Origin of the sequence: Brevibacterium sp. UMB1308A (assembly GCF_030230605.1) — a bacterium.
In the GTDB taxonomy this organism is placed as follows: domain Bacteria; phylum Actinomycetota; class Actinomycetes; order Actinomycetales; family Brevibacteriaceae; genus Brevibacterium.
The window spans coordinates 179,334-197,637 of the sequence record NZ_JASPDO010000001.1; the positions used below are offsets into that span (position 1 = coordinate 179,334).

General features: G+C 58.0%; 19 protein-coding genes. 13 read left to right on the forward strand and 6 right to left on the reverse strand.

Annotated elements, in window-relative coordinates:
• Window positions 1–16: 16 nt before the first annotated feature.
• The 3 genes from QP868_RS00845 to QP868_RS00855 all read right to left on the reverse strand — a co-directional run bounded on the left by QP868_RS00845 (window position 17) and on the right by QP868_RS00855 (window position 2,648).
• The gene (locus QP868_RS00845) at window positions 17–439 is read right to left on the reverse strand and encodes a DUF2871 domain-containing protein (protein WP_284924609.1); all 423 of its coding nucleotides are present in this window, start codon (window positions 437–439) and stop codon (window positions 17–19) included.
• 107 nt (window positions 440–546) lie between these two features.
• Window positions 547–1,689 carry a winged helix DNA-binding domain-containing protein gene (locus tag QP868_RS00850; RefSeq protein ID WP_284924610.1) on the reverse strand — a complete coding sequence of 381 codons (1,143 nt, stop codon included), beginning with the start codon at window positions 1,687–1,689 and terminating at the stop codon, window positions 547–549.
• Window positions 1,690–1,694: 5 nt separating this feature from the next.
• Window positions 1,695–2,648, reverse strand: a complete 954-nt coding sequence (locus tag QP868_RS00855; RefSeq protein ID WP_284924611.1) for a hypothetical protein — start codon at window positions 2,646–2,648, stop codon at window positions 1,695–1,697.
• Window positions 2,649–2,816: 168 nt separating this feature from the next.
• Here QP868_RS00855 and QP868_RS00860 point away from each other — a divergent pair, with 168 nt between their 5' ends.
• The 3 genes from QP868_RS00860 to QP868_RS00870 all read left to right on the forward strand — a co-directional run bounded on the left by QP868_RS00860 (window position 2,817) and on the right by QP868_RS00870 (window position 5,238).
• Window positions 2,817–3,389, forward strand: a complete 573-nt coding sequence (locus QP868_RS00860) for a hypothetical protein (RefSeq protein WP_284924612.1) — start codon at window positions 2,817–2,819, stop codon at window positions 3,387–3,389.
• Between the two features lie 177 nt (window positions 3,390–3,566).
• Window positions 3,567–4,187, forward strand: coding sequence for a hypothetical protein (locus QP868_RS00865; RefSeq protein WP_005884126.1), 621 nt, complete (start codon window positions 3,567–3,569; stop codon window positions 4,185–4,187).
• A gap of 52 nt (window positions 4,188–4,239) precedes the next feature.
• Window positions 4,240–5,238, forward strand: a complete 999-nt coding sequence (locus QP868_RS00870) for an inorganic phosphate transporter (RefSeq protein ID WP_284924613.1) — start codon at window positions 4,240–4,242, stop codon at window positions 5,236–5,238.
• 1 nt (window position 5,239) lies between these two features.
• Here QP868_RS00870 and QP868_RS00875 read toward each other — a convergent pair whose 3' ends face one another.
• Window positions 5,240–5,896 carry a YitT family protein gene (locus tag QP868_RS00875; protein WP_005884130.1) on the reverse strand — a complete coding sequence of 219 codons (657 nt, stop codon included), beginning with the start codon at window positions 5,894–5,896 and terminating at the stop codon, window positions 5,240–5,242.
• Window positions 5,897–5,978: 82 nt separating this feature from the next.
• On the opposite strand from QP868_RS00875, the gene QP868_RS00880 reads away from it, so the two are divergent.
• From QP868_RS00880 to QP868_RS00920, 9 genes are all read left to right on the forward strand, one after another.
• Entirely contained in the window at window positions 5,979–6,782 is an 804-nt protein-coding gene (locus QP868_RS00880) for a (Fe-S)-binding protein (protein WP_284924614.1), read from the forward strand.
• On the forward strand, window positions 6,779–8,284 hold the full coding sequence (locus tag QP868_RS00885; protein ID WP_284924615.1) for a LutB/LldF family L-lactate oxidation iron-sulfur protein: 1,506 nt from the start codon (window positions 6,779–6,781) through the stop codon (window positions 8,282–8,284). Before QP868_RS00880 ends, QP868_RS00885 begins: the two co-directional genes overlap by 4 nt.
• On the forward strand, window positions 8,281–8,931 hold the full coding sequence (locus QP868_RS00890) for a LutC/YkgG family protein (protein ID WP_284924616.1): 651 nt from the start codon (window positions 8,281–8,283) through the stop codon (window positions 8,929–8,931). Before QP868_RS00885 ends, QP868_RS00890 begins: the two co-directional genes overlap by 4 nt.
• A 142-nt stretch (window positions 8,932–9,073) precedes the next feature.
• Window positions 9,074–9,898 (forward strand): transporter substrate-binding domain-containing protein, encoded by an 825-nt coding sequence (locus QP868_RS00895; protein WP_284924617.1) that lies wholly within the window; start codon window positions 9,074–9,076, stop codon window positions 9,896–9,898.
• 96 nt (window positions 9,899–9,994) lie between these two features.
• Window positions 9,995–10,789 (forward strand): amino acid ABC transporter permease, encoded by a 795-nt coding sequence (locus tag QP868_RS00900; RefSeq protein WP_284924618.1) that lies wholly within the window; start codon window positions 9,995–9,997, stop codon window positions 10,787–10,789.
• A complete protein-coding gene (locus QP868_RS00905) occupies window positions 10,786–11,646 on the forward strand; it encodes an amino acid ABC transporter ATP-binding protein (RefSeq protein WP_284924619.1) in 861 nt (286 codons plus the stop codon). Before QP868_RS00900 ends, QP868_RS00905 begins: the two co-directional genes overlap by 4 nt.
• Window positions 11,647–11,756: 110 nt before the next feature.
• A complete protein-coding gene (locus QP868_RS00910) occupies window positions 11,757–12,557 on the forward strand; it encodes a sulfite exporter TauE/SafE family protein (RefSeq protein WP_284924620.1) in 801 nt (266 codons plus the stop codon).
• An 82-nt stretch (window positions 12,558–12,639) separates the two neighbouring features.
• A complete protein-coding gene (locus tag QP868_RS00915; protein WP_284924622.1) occupies window positions 12,640–14,274 on the forward strand; it encodes an amidohydrolase in 1,635 nt (544 codons plus the stop codon).
• A gap of 93 nt (window positions 14,275–14,367) precedes the next feature.
• Window positions 14,368–15,600, forward strand: coding sequence for a M20 family metallo-hydrolase (locus tag QP868_RS00920; RefSeq protein ID WP_284924623.1), 1,233 nt, complete (start codon window positions 14,368–14,370; stop codon window positions 15,598–15,600).
• Here the strand turns inward: QP868_RS00920 and QP868_RS00925 are convergent.
• Window positions 15,597–16,949, reverse strand: coding sequence for an aspartate aminotransferase family protein (locus tag QP868_RS00925; RefSeq protein WP_284924624.1), 1,353 nt, complete (start codon window positions 16,947–16,949; stop codon window positions 15,597–15,599). The genes QP868_RS00920 and QP868_RS00925 overlap by 4 nt on opposite strands.
• A gap of 115 nt (window positions 16,950–17,064) precedes the next feature.
• Here QP868_RS00925 and QP868_RS00930 point away from each other — a divergent pair, with 115 nt between their 5' ends.
• The gene (locus QP868_RS00930) at window positions 17,065–17,718 is read left to right on the forward strand and encodes a YigZ family protein (RefSeq protein WP_284924625.1); all 654 of its coding nucleotides are present in this window, start codon (window positions 17,065–17,067) and stop codon (window positions 17,716–17,718) included.
• Between the two features lie 40 nt (window positions 17,719–17,758).
• Here QP868_RS00930 and ybaK read toward each other — a convergent pair whose 3' ends face one another.
• Window positions 17,759–18,259: a Cys-tRNA(Pro) deacylase gene (ybaK, locus tag QP868_RS00935; RefSeq protein WP_284924627.1), complete on the reverse strand. Its 501-nt coding sequence runs from the start codon at window positions 18,257–18,259 to the stop codon at window positions 17,759–17,761.
• Window positions 18,260–18,304 lie beyond the last annotated feature (45 nt).

An 18,304-nucleotide genomic window follows, 5' to 3' on the forward strand; every position in this document is an offset into this window, starting at 1 on the left:
ATCACACAAAACCTGCCTACTTACGGGCCGTAACTTCCTTCACGCGACCACCCAGAGACATCATCAAGCTCACCAGACCGAACGTCAGCAAGATGTGGCCCAGCCCCGCGATTCCAGCCGTCATGCCGTTACTGCTTGAACCGCCCACAGCCATGATGCCGTGCACCACCATCATGGTGATCGTCACTGCCATGCCCGCGTTGTACGTCCAGAAGAAAGCAGAAAACGACGTCGTAGATGAAAGATCAAACGCCTTGTCCAACAGCAGAACAATCAGCATCGCAAAGAAACCCAACATCAACAGGTGGGTGTGCAAAGTGCTCAACTGGGTGTACTGTCCCTGCTCAAACCCAACAATCTTGGTGTATTCGCGATAAAACACCCCGGAAGCCAGTCCAAGAATTAAGTACGTCAGAGCCGCGTAATACAACTTCCTCATTTTCTCCCCCACTCACTAGAGATAATTTCCGTTATCTCTATTCAGCCAGAAACCGGCCCCATAAACAGCGCCCAATCGGTTGAACCGGGCATCAACCTTTCGATTGATTACGTGGTCGTGTGCGGAAACTGCTCAAAAAGTACACGCGCCTTGTTCTTACGCGCCTCAGACATGACTCCAAAAGGTTCAAGCACCAACGACCGTTTGCTCTTCTGCCCCTTGCGACGCCAATAACCAACCACCTGGCTTCCAGCCACAACTGCTGACCGGAAAACACCGTTATTTCCAGGCACCAATGTTGCGTGGTGTTCAGTCGGAACGATGTACGTGCGATCGGGATACCCCAAGATCATTTCGTCAAACGGTGGCAACAGCTGTGGACGGTCTGCCACGCGCCCCACCTGGGCAACCACCTCGGGAAGGCCCGGAGCACACACAAGCGCCTCCCCCAATTCGTCAGTCCCCCACTCCTCAACGAACGACTCAATATCCCGCGCAGCCGCACGGATCAGCGTCAACGGGAGCTTGGTCCACCACTGAAAATCGCGCAATGTCACCGGCCCACGCGACAACACATACCGACGCAGAAGCTCGGCCGTCGCAGCCTGCCGGTCGTCATTAAACGCAACCGCCAATTGACTGCTCTGCGGCAACCACTCACGCGACAAAACCACGCGATTCTCCACCGGACTGTCCTCGGTCAACGGCCCGTACGTGACAACCATCGTTGACAAAAAATGTTTGAGCAAGTGATACGAACAGCCGCCCTCCGTAGGCACGCCCGCAGCCGCCCACGCCTCAAAAACTTGTGCGCGCGTCGCACCCTCACGCCCCACGCACAAACGTTCTAGAACGTCTCGCGCCACAAAAAAGTGCTCGTCGTCAATCCCTAGGCGCGGACTGTTCTTCCGTGCCTGCTTCACAGCTGGTCCCGCGCACAGCTCGGTCATCCACCACAAATCCTCAGCGGAGGTCACGAAGACTGTCCCCCGCATGGGGTAGCCGCGCACCAACTGGCCGCGAGCAAACGCTTCGCGCGTCCGCTCAAGCGCAACGCTCGCCCCAGCGCCAGGCTCGGCATGCATCACGCGCAACGCAACTGAGGACAAAGCCCCCGGCAAATCCTGCCCCTGGAGGGCACCGAGCTCAGCCGCTACCGCCTCGGGACTTGCAAACGCCGAACGCCCGCCCGGCACAGGGCACATGCCCTGCGCCACCAGGCGGGCGCGCACCAACGGCTTATCAACCACGGTGACTACAACCGAGCGTCCGGGCGGTACGTGCGCGGAGTGTCAGCGTGCACCTGCGGTTCGTCATCAGACGAAGACGAAGAAGCAGACCGTTCCACAACTTCACCTTCAATAACATAGTCGCTACCGCCACGACGTTTCTTCTTGGTGGCCTTCAACAGTTGCTTCAAGCCACCCATGATGTCAGTGTCACGTTTTTGAGTGCTCACTTTTGGCTCCAATTCAGGTTCAAAAACAGCTGGCGCAGGCCCAAACGCATGCTGGGCGTTTTCAATCACGATCTTCGCCATCTTCCGGTTAACCGCAGCCCCCACCACGGCACCAATTCCAAACGGCAGAATCCGCCCAATCAGCGATCCAGCAGACCTCCGTGCATACCGCTTAAACATCGCCTTACGCATCTGCTTAGTAAGCATGTCCACCATCTGCGTAGGAATCTGCTTGGTGATCATGGCACCCCAAGCCGCGTCACGGCGAGGCACGTCTTCACCCTGCGCTTGAGCTGCGACCTTCTTGACCATGTCCTTGCCGTCGTTCCCCAGCATGAGGCCCATAATCAGCGCATTCGCGCGAGCTGGATCCTCCACCGGCAGGTTGTGGATCTCCGCAATCGACTGGGCATACAGCGCGGAGCCTTCCAAAAACGCGCCCGTTTCAATAGCCGCGACACCTAGTGCCGCCCCTGTTCCCAGCCCCGGGATCACAGCAGTTGCACCTGTTGCGGCACCCCCACCTGTCACCAGGTTCTTGTAGTGGTCAGCCAAAATGTCGGCCATCTGAGCGGGGGTTGCGTGTGGGTGACGGCGACGGACGCTTCGGACGTAGGCCAAAACAATTGGGCGCTGAACGCTTAACAACTTGCTGATGGCTTTGGCGGCCATGGGGTTGACCGTTCCATCCTTTTGAACGAGTTTGTCGGCGAGCTTGCCTGCACCGTGAGTGACGCGCGAGTTTGCCATTCCATTCCTTCCCGCGAATGCGTGTTCGTTAAGAAGCTTACGGATCGTTGGTGAATGTGTCCTGAACATCCAGGTCACCAATTGAGGCAACCATGACAAAACACGCGCACTTTCACTTTTATTCCGCACCCGCCCAAAGCCACACCAGCCACGTCCTACACTGGGCACGTGGGAGATTTTCACAAGCCAGTCATGCGCCCGGACCTTGACGGATACTCTGAGGCCCCGGGCCCTGCCCAGAAGGCCGAAGCCGCGCACGACCTCGCCCATCTACTCATCCACGACCCGTCCGTGCCCCGCGATCAAGCCGCCACTGAACGCTTCATCGCGTTAGAGCAGGAGTTCGGGTTGGAAACGCTCGCCGAGCTGTGGAGTAGCGCCCCCGCGGTGTCACTGCCGGGCGCGTTGTATCGCCTGTACGCGTTGCACAGTTGGATTACGCGCCGGCCAGATGAAGCGTCAGGCTGGTTTTCAGCTGGCCGGTCAACGTCCCCCTCCGAGGTCGTCGCCGGTGTCGCTGACCCGCCGGGTCCGCGTGAGGTTGAGTCCATGGCCCGGGAGATCCTCTCTGGTGCATTCCGCGGTGATTTTGCCCACGCGTGTGACCGGGCTGCCGCGTTTGTTTTTGTCGCTGCCCGAGGTCGTGCCACCGAGGACAGCCCCGGACTTGCCGAGTTCCACCGGATGGGTGAGGACCTGCGTGCAGCCGGGCGCCTGTACCGTGAGGGAAACCTGACGTAACGGGTACTGCCTGCCCAACCCCACCAAAACCACACCCGCACCCCACGTTCGTTACAATGGTCGCGGATGCCGATCCGCTGAAGCCCCGGGCTCCAACATTTGCCGCTACGAGCGGCCTTCCGCCGAGAGGCGCTCTCGGATCGGCATCCGTCATATCGGTTTGAACCAGAGGTCGCTATGAGTCTTCGTCGTTTATCAAATGATGATGCTATTTACGAACTGCTACACAAGATAGCGGTCACGGTACGCGACGGAAATCTGGTGCTGGCTGAGCTTTCGGGCATCCCTGTGGGTAAGCGTCGCGAGGCCTTAAGCCGGATTCATGAAATCACTCAGGCTGCTGACGATCACGCCGGAGCCATTAAACGTCAGCTCCGCGAAAACTACCTGACGCGCTTTGACCGGCGCCTCATTTATCGCCTGTCTGAGGCGATGCGTGACGTTGTTCACCGGCAGGACGCGGTTGGTTTCGCTATGACGTCTTCGGCTTTCGACGAACTGCCCGTGGGCGTGCTTGAAATGCTGGCCCTGCTGTCCAACCAGGCTGACAACACATTGCGCATGACCCAACGCCTGCGTGCCAAACCCGATCAGTGGGAGTACGTCGACACCATCGAAACACTGCACCTGCGCGCGGTCACTCTGCAACAGCAGGTGACGGACGTTGTACCGGGTGCGCGCATGGGCCTGACATTCTTGGCCGCCGCCACTTCGCTAGGCGCGGCGTTTATTCGCGCCTCCGACGGCTATCAGTCCGTCGCTGCGGTGGTCGCAGAAATCGCATTGGACGAATCTTGACGGCTCCCATGAGCACACCCAGCCTGTCAAACCCGTCCGCAAGTGAGGTCCCGTGGAACTAGCAACTCTGTGTGTTCTGCTCTTGGGCCTCGCGTTCGCGTTTTTTAACGGTTTTCACGACGCCGGTATCACGGTGGGCAATATCGTGGCCACGCACGGTTTGAGCCCACGGGTTGCCCTCGCCCTGGCCACGGGTTTTAACTTTGTAGGAGCTCTCTTAGGGCAGGGAATCGCCACGGTTGTTGCCACCGAGGTCGCGAGTTTCCCTCATTCCAGCAACCAACTTTTAGCGGTGTTAGGTGGCGGAATTGCCGGCGCACTGTTAGTGAACGTGGTGACGTATTTCATGGCCGTTCCGATCGCGTCCACGCACGTCCTGATGGGTGGTTTGGTTGGCGCGTGGCTGGTGGTCGGGTGGGAAGACCGGCCTTCCATCATGTTCGATGAAACCATCATTTCGATCTTCATCATGCCGTTTTTGGCGCTTTTCGTTTCGATCGTGCTCACGCGCGTGGTCTTTCGCGTGGTGGCGAGTTATCCGCCCAAGCCTCTGTTTAAGCGTTGCCGTCAGGTCAACAGTGTCATGGTGGCTGGCTTGTCGTTGGCTCACGGGTCGCAGGATGCTCAGAAGATTGGCGCTGTTATGGGGCTTGTGTGGGTGTCGGGTGTGCATCCCGGCGCCGAGGTCGTTATGGATGGCCGTCCGTGGATCCTTATCGTGTTAACGGCTGTGGCTTTGGCCGCGGGCACGTGGTTCTCTGGTTGGAGGGTAGCTCGCACGGTCTCGGTTTCAATGGTGCGGCTGGACCCGGTCACCTCGGTCATTTCGAACACCACTTCAACAGTTTTTCTAAGTTTGGCGGCGTTTGTTTTTCGCTTGCCAGCGTCGATGAGTTTTGTGGTTGTCGCTTCTAACTTAGGGACTGCCCGGAGACGCCAGGATATTCGTCTCCGCCCGTTGATGAAGGTTTTAGCGGCCTGGATTTTAGGGATTCCCGCGGCGTCCTGTGTTGCAGCGTTGTTCACGCTGCCGCTTCTCATGCTGACGTAGTTCAATAACCCATGTAGCGCCCTGGCCGGTGGTTAAACGCCAGGACCAGGTTGAGGATGACGGCACCTCCGGCTGAAAGTAAAACGATGTACCAGGGTGTGACAAAAAGCGACGCCAAAACGATGAGAACGTCAAAGGACATTTGGAAGTAGCCGGCGCTGATGCCTGCACGTTCTTGCACGATGAGCGCCAAGATGTTGACACCACCCAAGCTGGCTTTGTGCCTAAACAGGATCAACAGCCCCACTCCTGCCAGAAGGTTTCCGCAGATGACACCGTAAACGGGGTGGACGTGCACGTTCATCATCAACAGGTGGAAGTCGGTAAGGACGCCCACGGCCACGACGCACAGGATGGTGCGGATTGTGAAGCTCCACCCCTTTTTCCAAATGGCCAAGATAAAGAAAGGAACGTTGACCAGCGGAAAAAGCCAGGCGACAGGAAGCGGAACAAGGTAGCTGACAAGGAGGGACAACCCTGCTGTCCCGCCTGTCACGGCACCCGCGGTTTTCAAGAAGAAAAGACCCAAGGATGCAACGAAGCACCCCGTGATGAGCCCCATGAGGTCTTCTGCCCACGAGTGTTTGAGATTGAGTTTTTCGGCTTCTTTTTGTACCGCTGATTCTGCCACCGTTACCTCCGCGAACGATCTTCTCACACAGTGAGCGCACAGCTAAAAGAAAACGAGAAAGCTTCGCTAACCGCAAGGGAACTGGGCGTTCAACGTATAAAGTGGACTCATGCGTATTGCACTGTTTGCCACGTGTATTGTCGACGCGATGTACCCCGAAGTCGCGCGCGACACCGTCGAAATTTTGGAGCGTTTGGGCCACACTGTGACGTTCCCTCAGGGGCAGGCGTGTTGTGGTCAAATGCATATCAACTCGGGAAAATTTGACCAGGCCGCCCCCGTTGTACGCAATCACGTCAACGCTTTTGAGGACGCGAATTTTGACTACGCAGTAGCTCCATCAGGTTCATGCGTTGCGTCTTTGTCTCACCAGCACGGCATGATCGCACAGCACATTGGGGACCACGATCTTGAGGAGCGCGCCGCTCAGGTTGCCTCCCGCACGTTTGAGCTGGCCCAGTTTTTGACCGATATCGCCAAGATCGACAACGCAGCCGAACAGCTGGGAAGCTATTTCCCCCACACTGTCGCGTACCACCCGTCGTGTCACGGAATGCGACTTTTGCGACTGGGCGACCGTCAGAAGAAGCTCTTGGAAACGGTTGAGGGCACCACCGTCATTTCGCCAACTCATGAAGATACGTGCTGTGGTTTTGGTGGAACTTTTTCAGTGAAGAATCCTCAAGTCAGTTCTGCGATGCTCGGCGACAAGGTCGATGCGCTCATCAACACTGGCGCTGACGTGTGTACCGGCGGTGACGCCAGTTGCCTCATGCACATCGGCGGTGGCCTATCCCGTACGCGTGAACTGAAACCGCAGGATACGCACATTCCGCCTACTGTTCACTTGGCTCGTATTTTGGCATCCACAAAAGAACGGCCCCTCACTCTGACGGGAGGATCAGTCCGATGACCACGTTTTTGGGAATTCCGCGCCGTCGAACCACCAACCCGCGACTAGCGCGAGCCGTCCCCGGCACGGGAAACATTGTGGAGGAAACTCCGTTCCCCACGCTGGCCGAACACGAAATGAATAACGTCCAGCTTCGGTCGAACCTGTCCAAGGCCACCACCACGATCCGCACCAAGCGGGCTCAGCGGGTCGCAGAAATGCCTCACTGGGAGGACCTGCGAACTACTGGTCATGACGTTAAAGCGTATGTCATGGAGCACCTGCCGGAACTGCTCATGCAGTTTGAGGAAGCGGTGAAACAGCGCGGCGGTCACGTCCACTGGGCAGCTGACGCAGGCGAAGCCAACGCCATTGTTGAAAAACTTGCCCGCGAACATGCCCCTGTGCTTCCGTCTGGCAGGCGTGAAGTCATCAAGGTGAAATCCATGGCCACGCAAGAAATCGGGCTGAACGAACACCTTGAGGCCCGTGGCATTGACGCGATTGAAACTGACCTCGCAGAACTGATTGTGCAGTTGGGCAATGACCGCCCCAGCCACATTCTGGTTCCAGCCATTCACCGCAACCGCAACGAGATCCGCGACATTTTCATTCGCGGCATGGAGTCAGCAGACGAAAGCCTGACCAACGACCCCACTGATCTCACTCGCGCAGCACGCGTCCACCTGCGAAAGAAGTTCCTCAGCACCAAGGTCGCAGTTTCCGGGGCCAACTTTGGTATCGCGGAAACAGGAACACTGTCGATCATCGAATCCGAAGGCAACGGTCGCATGTGCGTGACCTTGCCCGAAACTCTCATTTCTGTCATGGGAATCGAGAAGATCCTGCCTCGCTTTTCTGACCTGGGAACCTTTATGCAGCTCCTCCCCCGGTCCTCTACCGGCGAGCGCATGAACCCGTACTCCTCATTGTGGACAGGTGTCACGGAAGGTGACGGGCCACAGAACTTCCACGTGGTGCTCCTAGACAATGGTCGCACCCGGGCGTTAGCCGATGAGCACGGCAAACAGGCACTGCACTGCATTCGCTGTTCAGCGTGCATGAACGTGTGCCCCGTGTATGAACGTACGGGTGGCCACGCGTACGGATCGGTGTACCCCGGCCCCATTGGCGCGATCTTGTCCCCATTGCTCACTGGCGTAGAAGAAGGCGAAAACGGTTCCCTGCCTTATGCGTCCAGTCTGTGTGGCGCGTGCTACGACGCGTGCCCCGTCAAGATCAACATCCCTGAAATGCTTGTTCGTTTGCGCGCACAGGATTCTGAAAAGAACTCCTCACCGTCCCAGCTCAACGCGGCTCTGAAAGTCGCGTCCTGGGTCATGTCTGACGGCCGTCGCATGAGTGCGGCCGAATCAGCGCTTCCACTCGCTGCGCTTTTGGGCCGTGACGGCTTTAAGTCCCTCCCCGGAATCGCAGGAAAATGGACACACACCCGCACTATCCCCGCCCCTCCACGCGAATCGTTCCGTTCATGGTGGCGCAAAAACCGAGGTGACGCATGAGTCGCGATCTTATTCTCAACCGCATCTACGACGCCCTTAGCCGCTCGCCACAGGTAGCACCCCCAGCTTCTCCCACACTCCCACCAGCGGTCCCTACAGACCCGCTGAAAGCCCAGACGACCTCGGCGCTGGTGGACCTTCTCACTGACCGCCTGGTGGACTACAACGCAACCGTCACGCACGCCACCCCGGACACGGTTGGCAAGGTAGTGGCAGAGCTTTTAGGGGACGCGCACAGCGTTGTGATCCCGCACGACCTCCCGTCAGACTGGACGGCCGCCTCACAGGCGCAGTTCCACGTGGATTCGGCAGACGAGCCACTCAGTGTGGACCAGTTGGACACGGTTGATGCAGTTGTCACTGGCTCAACAGTTTCGATTGCAGACACCGGCACGATCTGCCTAGCTGGAGCTACTACTGGACGCCGGGCAATCACGCTGGTTCCGGATCACCACGTGGTCGTCGTCAGGCTGTCCGACGTTGTCGAAAGTGTGCCCCAAGCAGTCGAAACCTTAATTGAGCGCAAACTCGACACGGCAGTGCAGACGTGGGTTTCCGGCCCCTCAGCAACCGTGGACATTGAGCTGGAACGCGTCAAAGGTGTGCACGGGCCACGCACGCTCAACGTTGTGCTCCTGGAAGACTGACGACACATACTTCATAAAAACTTCATAACGACCGCAAAATGTGAGCCAGAGCACTGTATGCTTTTTTGCATTGTGATCTAGAACATAGATACAACAATGCGCGGTGTTCAGTTGAACGCAGCGCCTCACTTCAGGAGGACCTGTGAAACGCTTCTTTTCCACGATCGCTGTTGTTGCGTCGTCCGCTCTGGCCCTGGCCGCATGTTCCGGTGGTGGCGGCGGTGGCACCACTGAAAGCGGAGTCGAGCTTGTCAAGGAAGGCAAGCTCACTTTGTGTTCTGACATCCCATACGAGCCGTTTGAGTACGTCAATGACCAGAACGAAACCGTTGGGTTCGACATCGACTTGTCGAAGAAGCTTGCTGAGCGCCTGGGCGTGGAACTGGACGTGAAGACCACACCGTTTGAAGGCATTCAGTCAGGTTCGTCGCTGGACACTGGTCAGTGCGACATCGCGCTTTCCGGGATGGGTATCACGGATGAGCGGAAGACCAAGATGGACTTCTCCATGATGTACCTCAAGGACAATCTGGCTCTCATGGCAGCCAAGGACTCCGGCTACAAGTCAATCGACGATGTCAAGGACAAGAAGGTCGGCGCCCAGGCAGCTACCACCGGTGAAAAGTACGCGAAGGAAAAGGGCATCTCCCCCACCCAGTTTGAAACCGGCGGTCTGCTCACTCAGGCAATGCAGACTCGCAAGATCGATGCTGCGATCGCCAACGTCTCCACCATCTACGCTGCTACACAGGCTGACGACTCACTCACCCTGGTTCAGGACTTCGAAACTGGTGAAGTTGTTGGAGCGGCTGTGAAGAAGGGCAATTCCAAACTGCTCGACGAGTTCAACGGAATGCTTGAAGGCATGTTCGAAGACGGTTCATACGACAAGCTGGTCGACGAATGGTTTGGCCCGGTCGCCGATGCCGCTCGCGTTGACCAAGAAGAAGCCAAAGCAAGCAAATAAACACTAGACATGCGACCGCGTCACAGAACTGTGGCGCGGTCGCACTGAGTGCGGTCGCAACCGCCCGGGCAACACCCCCAACTTTCAGGAGCTTCTATGGCCCTCACAATGCAACAGCGCGCCAAGATGTCACTGGGAATCCAGTACGGCATCCTCGTCGTGGTCGTGCTCGCCCTTGCAATCTTTATCGACTGGGGAAACATTGTTGACAAGTTCTTCAACCTCAAAATCATCGCGCAACAGTTCCCCCTCGTTATTACGACAGCGCTGAAGAACACCATCATCTATACGGCGCTTGGGTTCGTCTTCGCGATGCTCCTGGGGAACATCCTGGCGCTCATGAAGATTTCCTCGGTGGCACCGTACCGGTGGATTGCCACCGCTTACATTGAGTTCTTCCGAGGTGTTCCCGCCCTTCTGGTGTTCATCGCCTTTGGCTTCGGTATCCCGGCCGCTTTCTCGATCAACCTCAACACATACGTCACGGTGATGTTGGCCCTGGGAATTGTGGAGTCGGCCTATATTGCTGAAACTCTGCGAGCTGGTCTGCAGGCGGTTCCAAAGGGCCAGTACGAGGCCGCCCGGTCGCTGGGCATGAGCCACTCACGGGCCATGTTCACGATCGTGGTTCCGCAGGCCATGCGTATTATTCTGCCTCCGCTGACTAACGAAATCATCATCATGACCAAGGACTCGTCCCTGATCTACCTGTTGGGCTTGTCCGCTGTTCAGTTCGAACTTGCCCTGTTCGGGAAGAACGCTATTGCGGCCCCATCAGCCGGACTGACCCCGCTGGTTGTGGCCGGTGCTTGCTACCTGGTGATCACACTCCCACTGGGATGGCTTGCGCGGAAGTTCGAATCACGCCAGGCAAAGGAGAGGAAAGCATGACTCACGCAGACTCCACAGCCCCTAACACCTCGGGCAACAACGCCTCACACAACCCTGACAACTCTGGTAGCACCGCCGCCACTGACGTTGCTGACACCAAGCACGTCAAGGGCGTCAAAATCACTGACCTCCACAAGAGCTACGGCAACGTTGAAGTCCTCAAGGGCATCAACCTTGAAGTGAAGCCCGGCGAGGTTGTGTGCCTGATTGGCCCGTCAGGATCCGGTAAGTCCACCCTGTTGCGCTGTATCAGTGTGTTGGAAACGTCGAATTCGGGGACCATCGAAGTGGCCGGTTTTGTTGCCACTGACCCTGAAACTGATCTCAACAAGATGCGTCGCCACGTGGGCATGGTGTTCCAAAGCTTCAACCTCTTCCCGCAGATGACAGCACTTGAAAACTGTGTGGTTGGGCAGGTGAAAGTTCTCAAACGCGACCAGGCAAAGGCCAAAGAAGTCGCCATGCGCAACCTCAAGCACGTGCGTCTGGACCACTTGGCGGACCGTCACCCCGACCAACTTTCTGGTGGTCAGCAACAGCGCGTGGCGATTGCCAGGTCCCTTTCCATGGACCCTGACCTGATCCTCTTTGACGAACCCACCTCGGCGCTGGACCCGGAAACCGTGGGTGGCGTTTTGCGCGTGATGCGCGAACTCGCCGCGGCAGGTATGACCATGGTTGTGGTCACGCACGAAATGGAGTTTGCGCGCGAGGTCGCTGACAAGGTGGTCTTCATGGACGGTGGGGTTGTGGTTGAGCAAGGTCCCCCGTCCGAGGTGTTGGCCAACCCCCAGCACGAACGCACCAAGTCGTTCCTGGCTCGCGTGTCCGACCACGGGGAAATCGACAACGACTGAGCATGCTACTGGTGTGACTGTTGTGGCCCTCGCCCACATGGGCGGGGGCCACACGCCTTCTTGTGCGGGAGTATGGTTAGTTCGTCAGCGCAATAGCTAGGAGGACGCTCATGGTTGATTCGACAACGCCCCGCCTGTCACCAATCTCCCTCCTGCTCATTGGCGCGTTCACCGGCTTGATGTCCGGCCTCTTTGGGGTGGGTGGCGGTTTCATTATTGTGCCTCTTCTGCTGTTACTGGGCATGAAGCAAAAACTGGCGGCAGGGACCTCGGTCATTGCGATTCTTCCCACGGCGATCGTGGGCGCTATTGGATATATGACGCTGGGGCAAGTTGACTGGCTGGCAGCGATTTTGCTGGCCGTGGGCATGATTGTGGGAACCCAAGTGGGTGGGCGACTCCTGCAGATTTTGCCTGAGTCTGTTCTGTTCTGGATGTTCCTCACAGCACTTCTGCTCATCATTCCGAGCTTGTTTCTAGTGGTTCCCACACGTGATGCGCACATCGACATTACGGTTGTTGTGGGGATTCTCCTGGTGATCACCGGGGTGATCGTGGGGATTCTTTCGGCACTTTTGGGTGTGGGTGGCGGTATCGTCATGGTGCCCGTGCTCGTGCTGTTGTTTGGGGCCAATGACCTTGTTGCCAAGGGAACGTCCTTGCTCATGATGATCCCGGGCTCAATTTCTGCCACGACCGTGAACTACCGGAACAAGAACGTGGATCTGAAGGCTGCCGCGATTTTGGGAATCACCGCCTCGGTGGTGTCGCCCCTGGGCATTTGGTTGGCTGAGTTCATTACGCCCAAACAGTCAAACTACGCGTTTTCGCTGCTGTTGATCTTTACAGCGGTCCAGCTGATTGCCCGGAGGTATCCGCACTGGGTGAGGTTTGGGAAAAAAGAAAAATAGGCCCGCGTCTGTTGATCGCGGTCGAAGGTTTCAAAGCGTAGGCTAGGTTCTGACCAACTTGCAATGACGCCAGAGGTGAAAAATGAAACTTGACGCCCTGATCACGAACGCATCCGTGAAGACCCTGGACCCGCGCCACCCGCAGGCTACAACGGTTGGGATTTACGACGGCAAAATTGTGGGCCTTGACGACGAGATTGCAGGCCTGACTGCCCACGAAACCATTGATGCGCAGGGCGCGTGTGTCACCCCCGGGTTCAACGACGTTCACTGCCATACCACGTGGTACGGCCTGACACTTGCCAGCCTGGACGTCGAAAAGCTGGGAAGTATGGACGAACTCTACGCGCGGGTTGAACAAGCCGCGCAGAACACACCAGAAGGCGAATGGATTAACGCAACCGGGTTCGCCCAGCAGGACTACAACGACGAATACCCCAGCCGTGAGGTGCTGGACCGGATCACTAACGGGCGTCCGCTTTTTATGCGCAAGGCTTCAGGTCACGCCGCGATCGCCAACACGCGCGCGCTCGAGTTGGCTGGGATTTTGGACCCAGACTTCCAGGTGCCTGCAGGTGGAAAAGTTGTTCGTGACGCCGACGGCAACCCCACTGGTTTGGTTGAGGAGACGGCCCAGTCGCTCATCCAGGACCTCATCCGCCCGTACAGCCAAGACGCGATCGTTAAAGCCCTTGACCTGGCCACCGCACAGTACGCAAAGGAGGGCATCACCAGCTTTGGCGAAGCCGGTATCGCGGCCGGGTGGATCGGGCACTCCCCTGTTGAAGTCACTGCGTACATGCGCGCCCGCCGTGAAGGCCAACTGCGCGCCCGCGCTCAACTCATGCCCATGATCGAGGCACTTCACACCATCAACGCGCACCCATCAGACGACTACGGTGTTGGACTCGACCTCGGCGTGGTCACTGGCTTTGGTGACGACTGGGTCAACATTGGCCCCACCAAAGTGTTCATGGACGGTGCGATGAGCGGGGAAACCGCGGCACTGACCAAGAACTACCACGGCAAGGACCACCCTGGTTACCTGCAAGAAGATCCCGAGGTGTTACGGCAACAGATCCTCACCGCATACCAATCCGGGTGGTCGCTGGCAGTCCACGCGATTGGCGACCTGGCGTGCAATGAAGCCACCCGCTTCATCACCGAGGCCGTCGACAAGTTTGGGGCACCCGCCTCGGGCATTCCCAACCGGATCGAACACGCCGGCATGGTTGCCGACGAACTCATCCCCACCCTTGCGAAGTACAACATCGCGGTCACCCCGCAGGCGGCGTTTGCAGATGCCATCGGGGACTCCATGAACGTCTCCCTGGGCGATGAGCGCGTGCGTTTGCTCTACCGCGCCAAATCCTTCCTTGACGCCGGCGTTCTTGTGCCGGGTACTTCAGACCGGCCGTGTGCAGATGGAAACGTGATGCGCGGAATCCAGGCGTTTGTTGACCGTCGCACCAGGTCAGGTGGCGTGTTTGGGTCTGAAGACGAATGCATCACGCCACAGCAGGCGCTTGAGGCGTACACCTCGATAGCGGCGGAAGCTTCTGGTCACGGGGCCATCAAGGGCACGGTCACGCCGGGCAAACTTGCCGACCTGGTGTTCTTAGATGCTGACCCCACTGCCGTTGATCCATCCACCATTGCGCAGATTCCGGTGCGCGCCACCATGGTGGGTGGAGAGTTCACGCACCGGGAAATCTAAACCATGACTGGCCACTACCGCCCATTGCCTTCACCGTTCGTCCCTGACCCGCTCGCCCGTATTACGCGCACTACTCACGCAAAGGAGCCCACTATGGACCAGCAGTTTCTTGATGACTTCGACACCATGTCGTCGTTCGGCCAGACCCCTGCCGGAGGTGTGGACCGTGAAGCGATGACCGGCCCCGATGTTGAACAACGCAACTGGTTGGGCACGTGGATGCGTGAACGTGGTTTCACGGTGACCACCGACCGAATTGGCAACCAGTTTGGACTGGTCGAATGGACGCCGGGCGCACCTTATGTCCTAGTGGGTTCGCACATGGACTCACAGCCCCTTGGCGGGAAGTTCGACGGGGCGTACGGGGTTCTGGCAGGTGCTCACGCCGTGTGGCGGATCCAGCAGCAGGTGGAGCAGAGCGGACGCACGCCTAAGTTCAACCTGGGCGTTGTCAACTGGTTCAACGAAGAAGGCTCACGGTTCCAGCCCTCCATGATGGGTTCGTCTGTTTTCACCGGAAAGATGGATGCTGACACCGCGTTGAAGGTCACCGACAGCGAAGGCGTATCCGTACATGAGGCTCTTGAAGCCGGCGGTTACCTGGGAAGTGGCGAAGGGCCGACCCCTGCCGCATACGCGGAAATCCACATTGAACAGGGTCGCATCCTCGACGAAGAAGGCATCAACATCGGCTTGGTTGATGCCACGTGGGCGGCGCAGAAATACCACTTCATTGTGCACGGCGAACAGGCACACACCGGCTCAACCATCATTGCTGACCGGCAGGATGCGCTTTTGGGCGCGGCCCACTTGGTGGTGGCCGCACGCGAAATCGCTGATGAGTTCGGCATCCACACTTCCGTGGGCCAGCTGAACGTGCTACCCAACTCCCCCGTTGTTGTGCCCCGTGAAGTCCGGTTGCACATGGACATGCGCTCGCCTGACTCCGATCTTGTGAAGCGTGCTGACGAAAAACTGCACCAAAAGATCACGCAGATCGAAGAACTTGCGCACGTCAAAATCGAGAAAGACACGGCGCACTCATGGGATCTGTTGCCGTATGACGAACGCGGGGTGGAATTGGCCCGAGGTGTCGCAGAGGAAATGGGGTTGAGTCACCGCAACATCATGACGGTTGCCGGCCACGACTCCACGAACATGAAGGACATGGTGCCCACCGTGATGCTGTTCGTTCCCAGTGTTGACGGGATCAGCCACAATGAAGGTGAGTACACAAAACCAGACGACATGGTCGCCGGTGTCACCATGCTCACCGGGGTTCTGGACAAGCTCATTGAGGGCGCGTTGGACGCGCCCTCGCTCTAGAACCGCGCGTTCGTGATGACGTCCTCAAGAACGTCGAGCCCCTGGTTAAGTTCGTCCTCACTGATGTTGAGCGGTGGAACAACGTGAATCCGGTTGAAGTTGACGAAAGGCAACACTCCTCCGGACTTAATCCCGCTCACGATCTGGTTCATTTCAGGTGATGACCCGCCATATGGCGCTAGAGGTTCGCGCGTCTTTTGGTCCTTGACCAACTCGATGGCCCAGAACATGCCCGTTCCACGCACATCTCCTACGTGAGCGGAGTTCGCCATGATCTTTTCTAGACGCGGACGCACAACTTCTTCGCCCATGGCACGTGCGTGTTCGAGCATCTGCTCATCACGCATAGCGTTGATAGTGGCAACGGCGGCGGCACACGCAAGCGGGTGCCCGGAGTAAGTGAGTCCACCCGGATATGCGCGTTGACTGAAGGTGTCGTAAATGTCGTCACTCATGGCCACGCCTCCCAGTGGCACATACCCGGAGTTCACACCCTTAGCGAAGGTCACAAGGTCAGGCGTGATGTCGTAACGGTTGAATGCGAACCATTCGCCTGCACGTCCGAACCCGGCCATCACTTCGTCAGCGATGTACATGATGTCGAACTCATCGCACAGTGCACGCACACCCTGCATGTACTCAACAGATGGAACCATGATGCCCGCCGTTCCGGGAATGGATTCCAGAATGATCGCCGCGATTGTCGAGGGTCCTTCCAGCTCAATCGTGCGACGCAGGTGCTGAAGCGCCCTTTGCGTTTCTTCTTCTTCGGTCTGAGCGTAGAACTCGGAGCGGTACAGGAACGGCCCAAAGAAGTGGATTGTGCCTTGGGCAGGCGCATCGTTAGGGACCCGCCTAGGGTCACCGGTGACGTTGATCGCAAGGTTTGTGCCGCCGTGGTAGCTGCGATAGCGCGACAGCACTTTGTGCTTGCCCGTGTGTAGCCGAGCCATGCGGATCGCGTGTTCATTGGCGTCCGCGCCTCCATTGGTGAAGAACACGTGGTTGAGGGATTCGGGAAGCAGTTCAGCGATCAGCCGTGCCGCTTCTGAACGGGCAGCGTTGACGTGCGCGGGGTTAATGGTAGTGAGCAGGTCTGCTTGATCCTTGATCGCCTGAACCACAGCAGGGTGTTGGTGACCAATATTCGTGTTGACTAGTTGGGAAGAGAAGTCTAGGAAAGAGTTGCCTTCCCCGTCCCACACGCGCGATCCGGCAGCCCGTGAAATCACCATGGGTTTAAGGGTTTGCTGAGCTGACCAGCTGTGGAAAACGTGCGCGCGATCCAGTTCATACGCACGTGCCGATTCCGCTTTTAACGCCGTGAGTTCTTCATCATTGAAGTTCATGGAGCTTCCTTTCATCCGTCGCACCTTTTAACAGGAATGGAGCCAGATTACGGGAGAGTTGTCACGCACCTCGGCCGTGCCCACACTGTGACCACACTATGAGAAACTGGCACGTATGGACTTCGACGCTGACCTATTAGACGGTTTCCCCGTTACGTCATACACCACGGTGAAAGGTGATGCGACCGCAGAAATCGAGATCAAGAAGTCACGCTTCATTGGCCGTGTGGCGCACGTCGAGAACGAGCAAGCCGCCCGCGACATCATTGAGCAAGAAAGGTCGAAGCACCCGAAGGCTCGGCACTGGTGTACGGCGTTCGTTCTGGACCCGGATTCGCGCACGCAACGATGCAATGACGACGGGGAGCCCTCGGGTACGGCAGGGATTCCCATGCTCGATGTCCTCACGGGCAATCAGCTCACCTTCGTGGTTGCGGTGGTGACCCGGTATTTCGGTGGCACCCTGCTGGGAGCGGGAGGTTTGGTGCGCGCGTACGGGGCGGCGACCTCGGCGGCGTTGGAAGGACTCACCCGGGTGACCCGCCAGTTGGTCGTGCCGGTCACGGTGACCTTGGATTACGCCCAGGCCGAGGTGGCAAAGGCTAAGTGCGAGCAGCACGGCTGGGCGGTGATTGACGCGCAGTATGCGCAAGCAGTGACGCTGACGTTGGGGGTTGCGCCTGCTCACATCGATGAGATGGACGCGGTGCTAGCCGACATTTCTGCCGGTCAGGCGCATGCCATGGCAGGCGAACCGATGTACGCGTAGGCGGAGATTCGTAGCTGTGTGGGTGATTAGTCGAGGGTAATTAGTCAAGGGCTGCGATCCGGTCGACGCGAGCGTCGGTGATCATGATGAGGTCGGTGGGGCGGATTTCGATTTCCAAACCACGCTTACCTGCGGACACGAAGATCGTTTCGTGGTCGTTGGCCGAGTGGTCGATAACAACTGGGCACGAATTGCGTTGCCCAAACGGACTGATACCGCCTGTTGGGTATCCGGTGCGACGCTCGCTGGTAGCGATTCCTGCCAGTTGCGCCTTCTTGCCACCGGTGGCCTGCGCCAGAAGTTTCAGATCCAGCTGACCTGAGACTGGGACCAGGGCTGAAAAAGGTTCACCATCGACCATGATGATGAGCGTTTTGAAAACGCGCCCGGATTCCACGCCCAGTTTCTGCGCCGCTTCAGTTCCGTAACGCCGCACATGTGGGTCGTGTTCAAATTCGTGCACTCGGTACTCAACGCCAGCGAGGTTGAGCACTCGAAGTGCCGGAGTGGCGGTCGTGTGCGATCGAGATGCAATCGACATGTGCGCTGGTACGCCTCCCTGCTCACCGATTCGAACGCGAAGTTC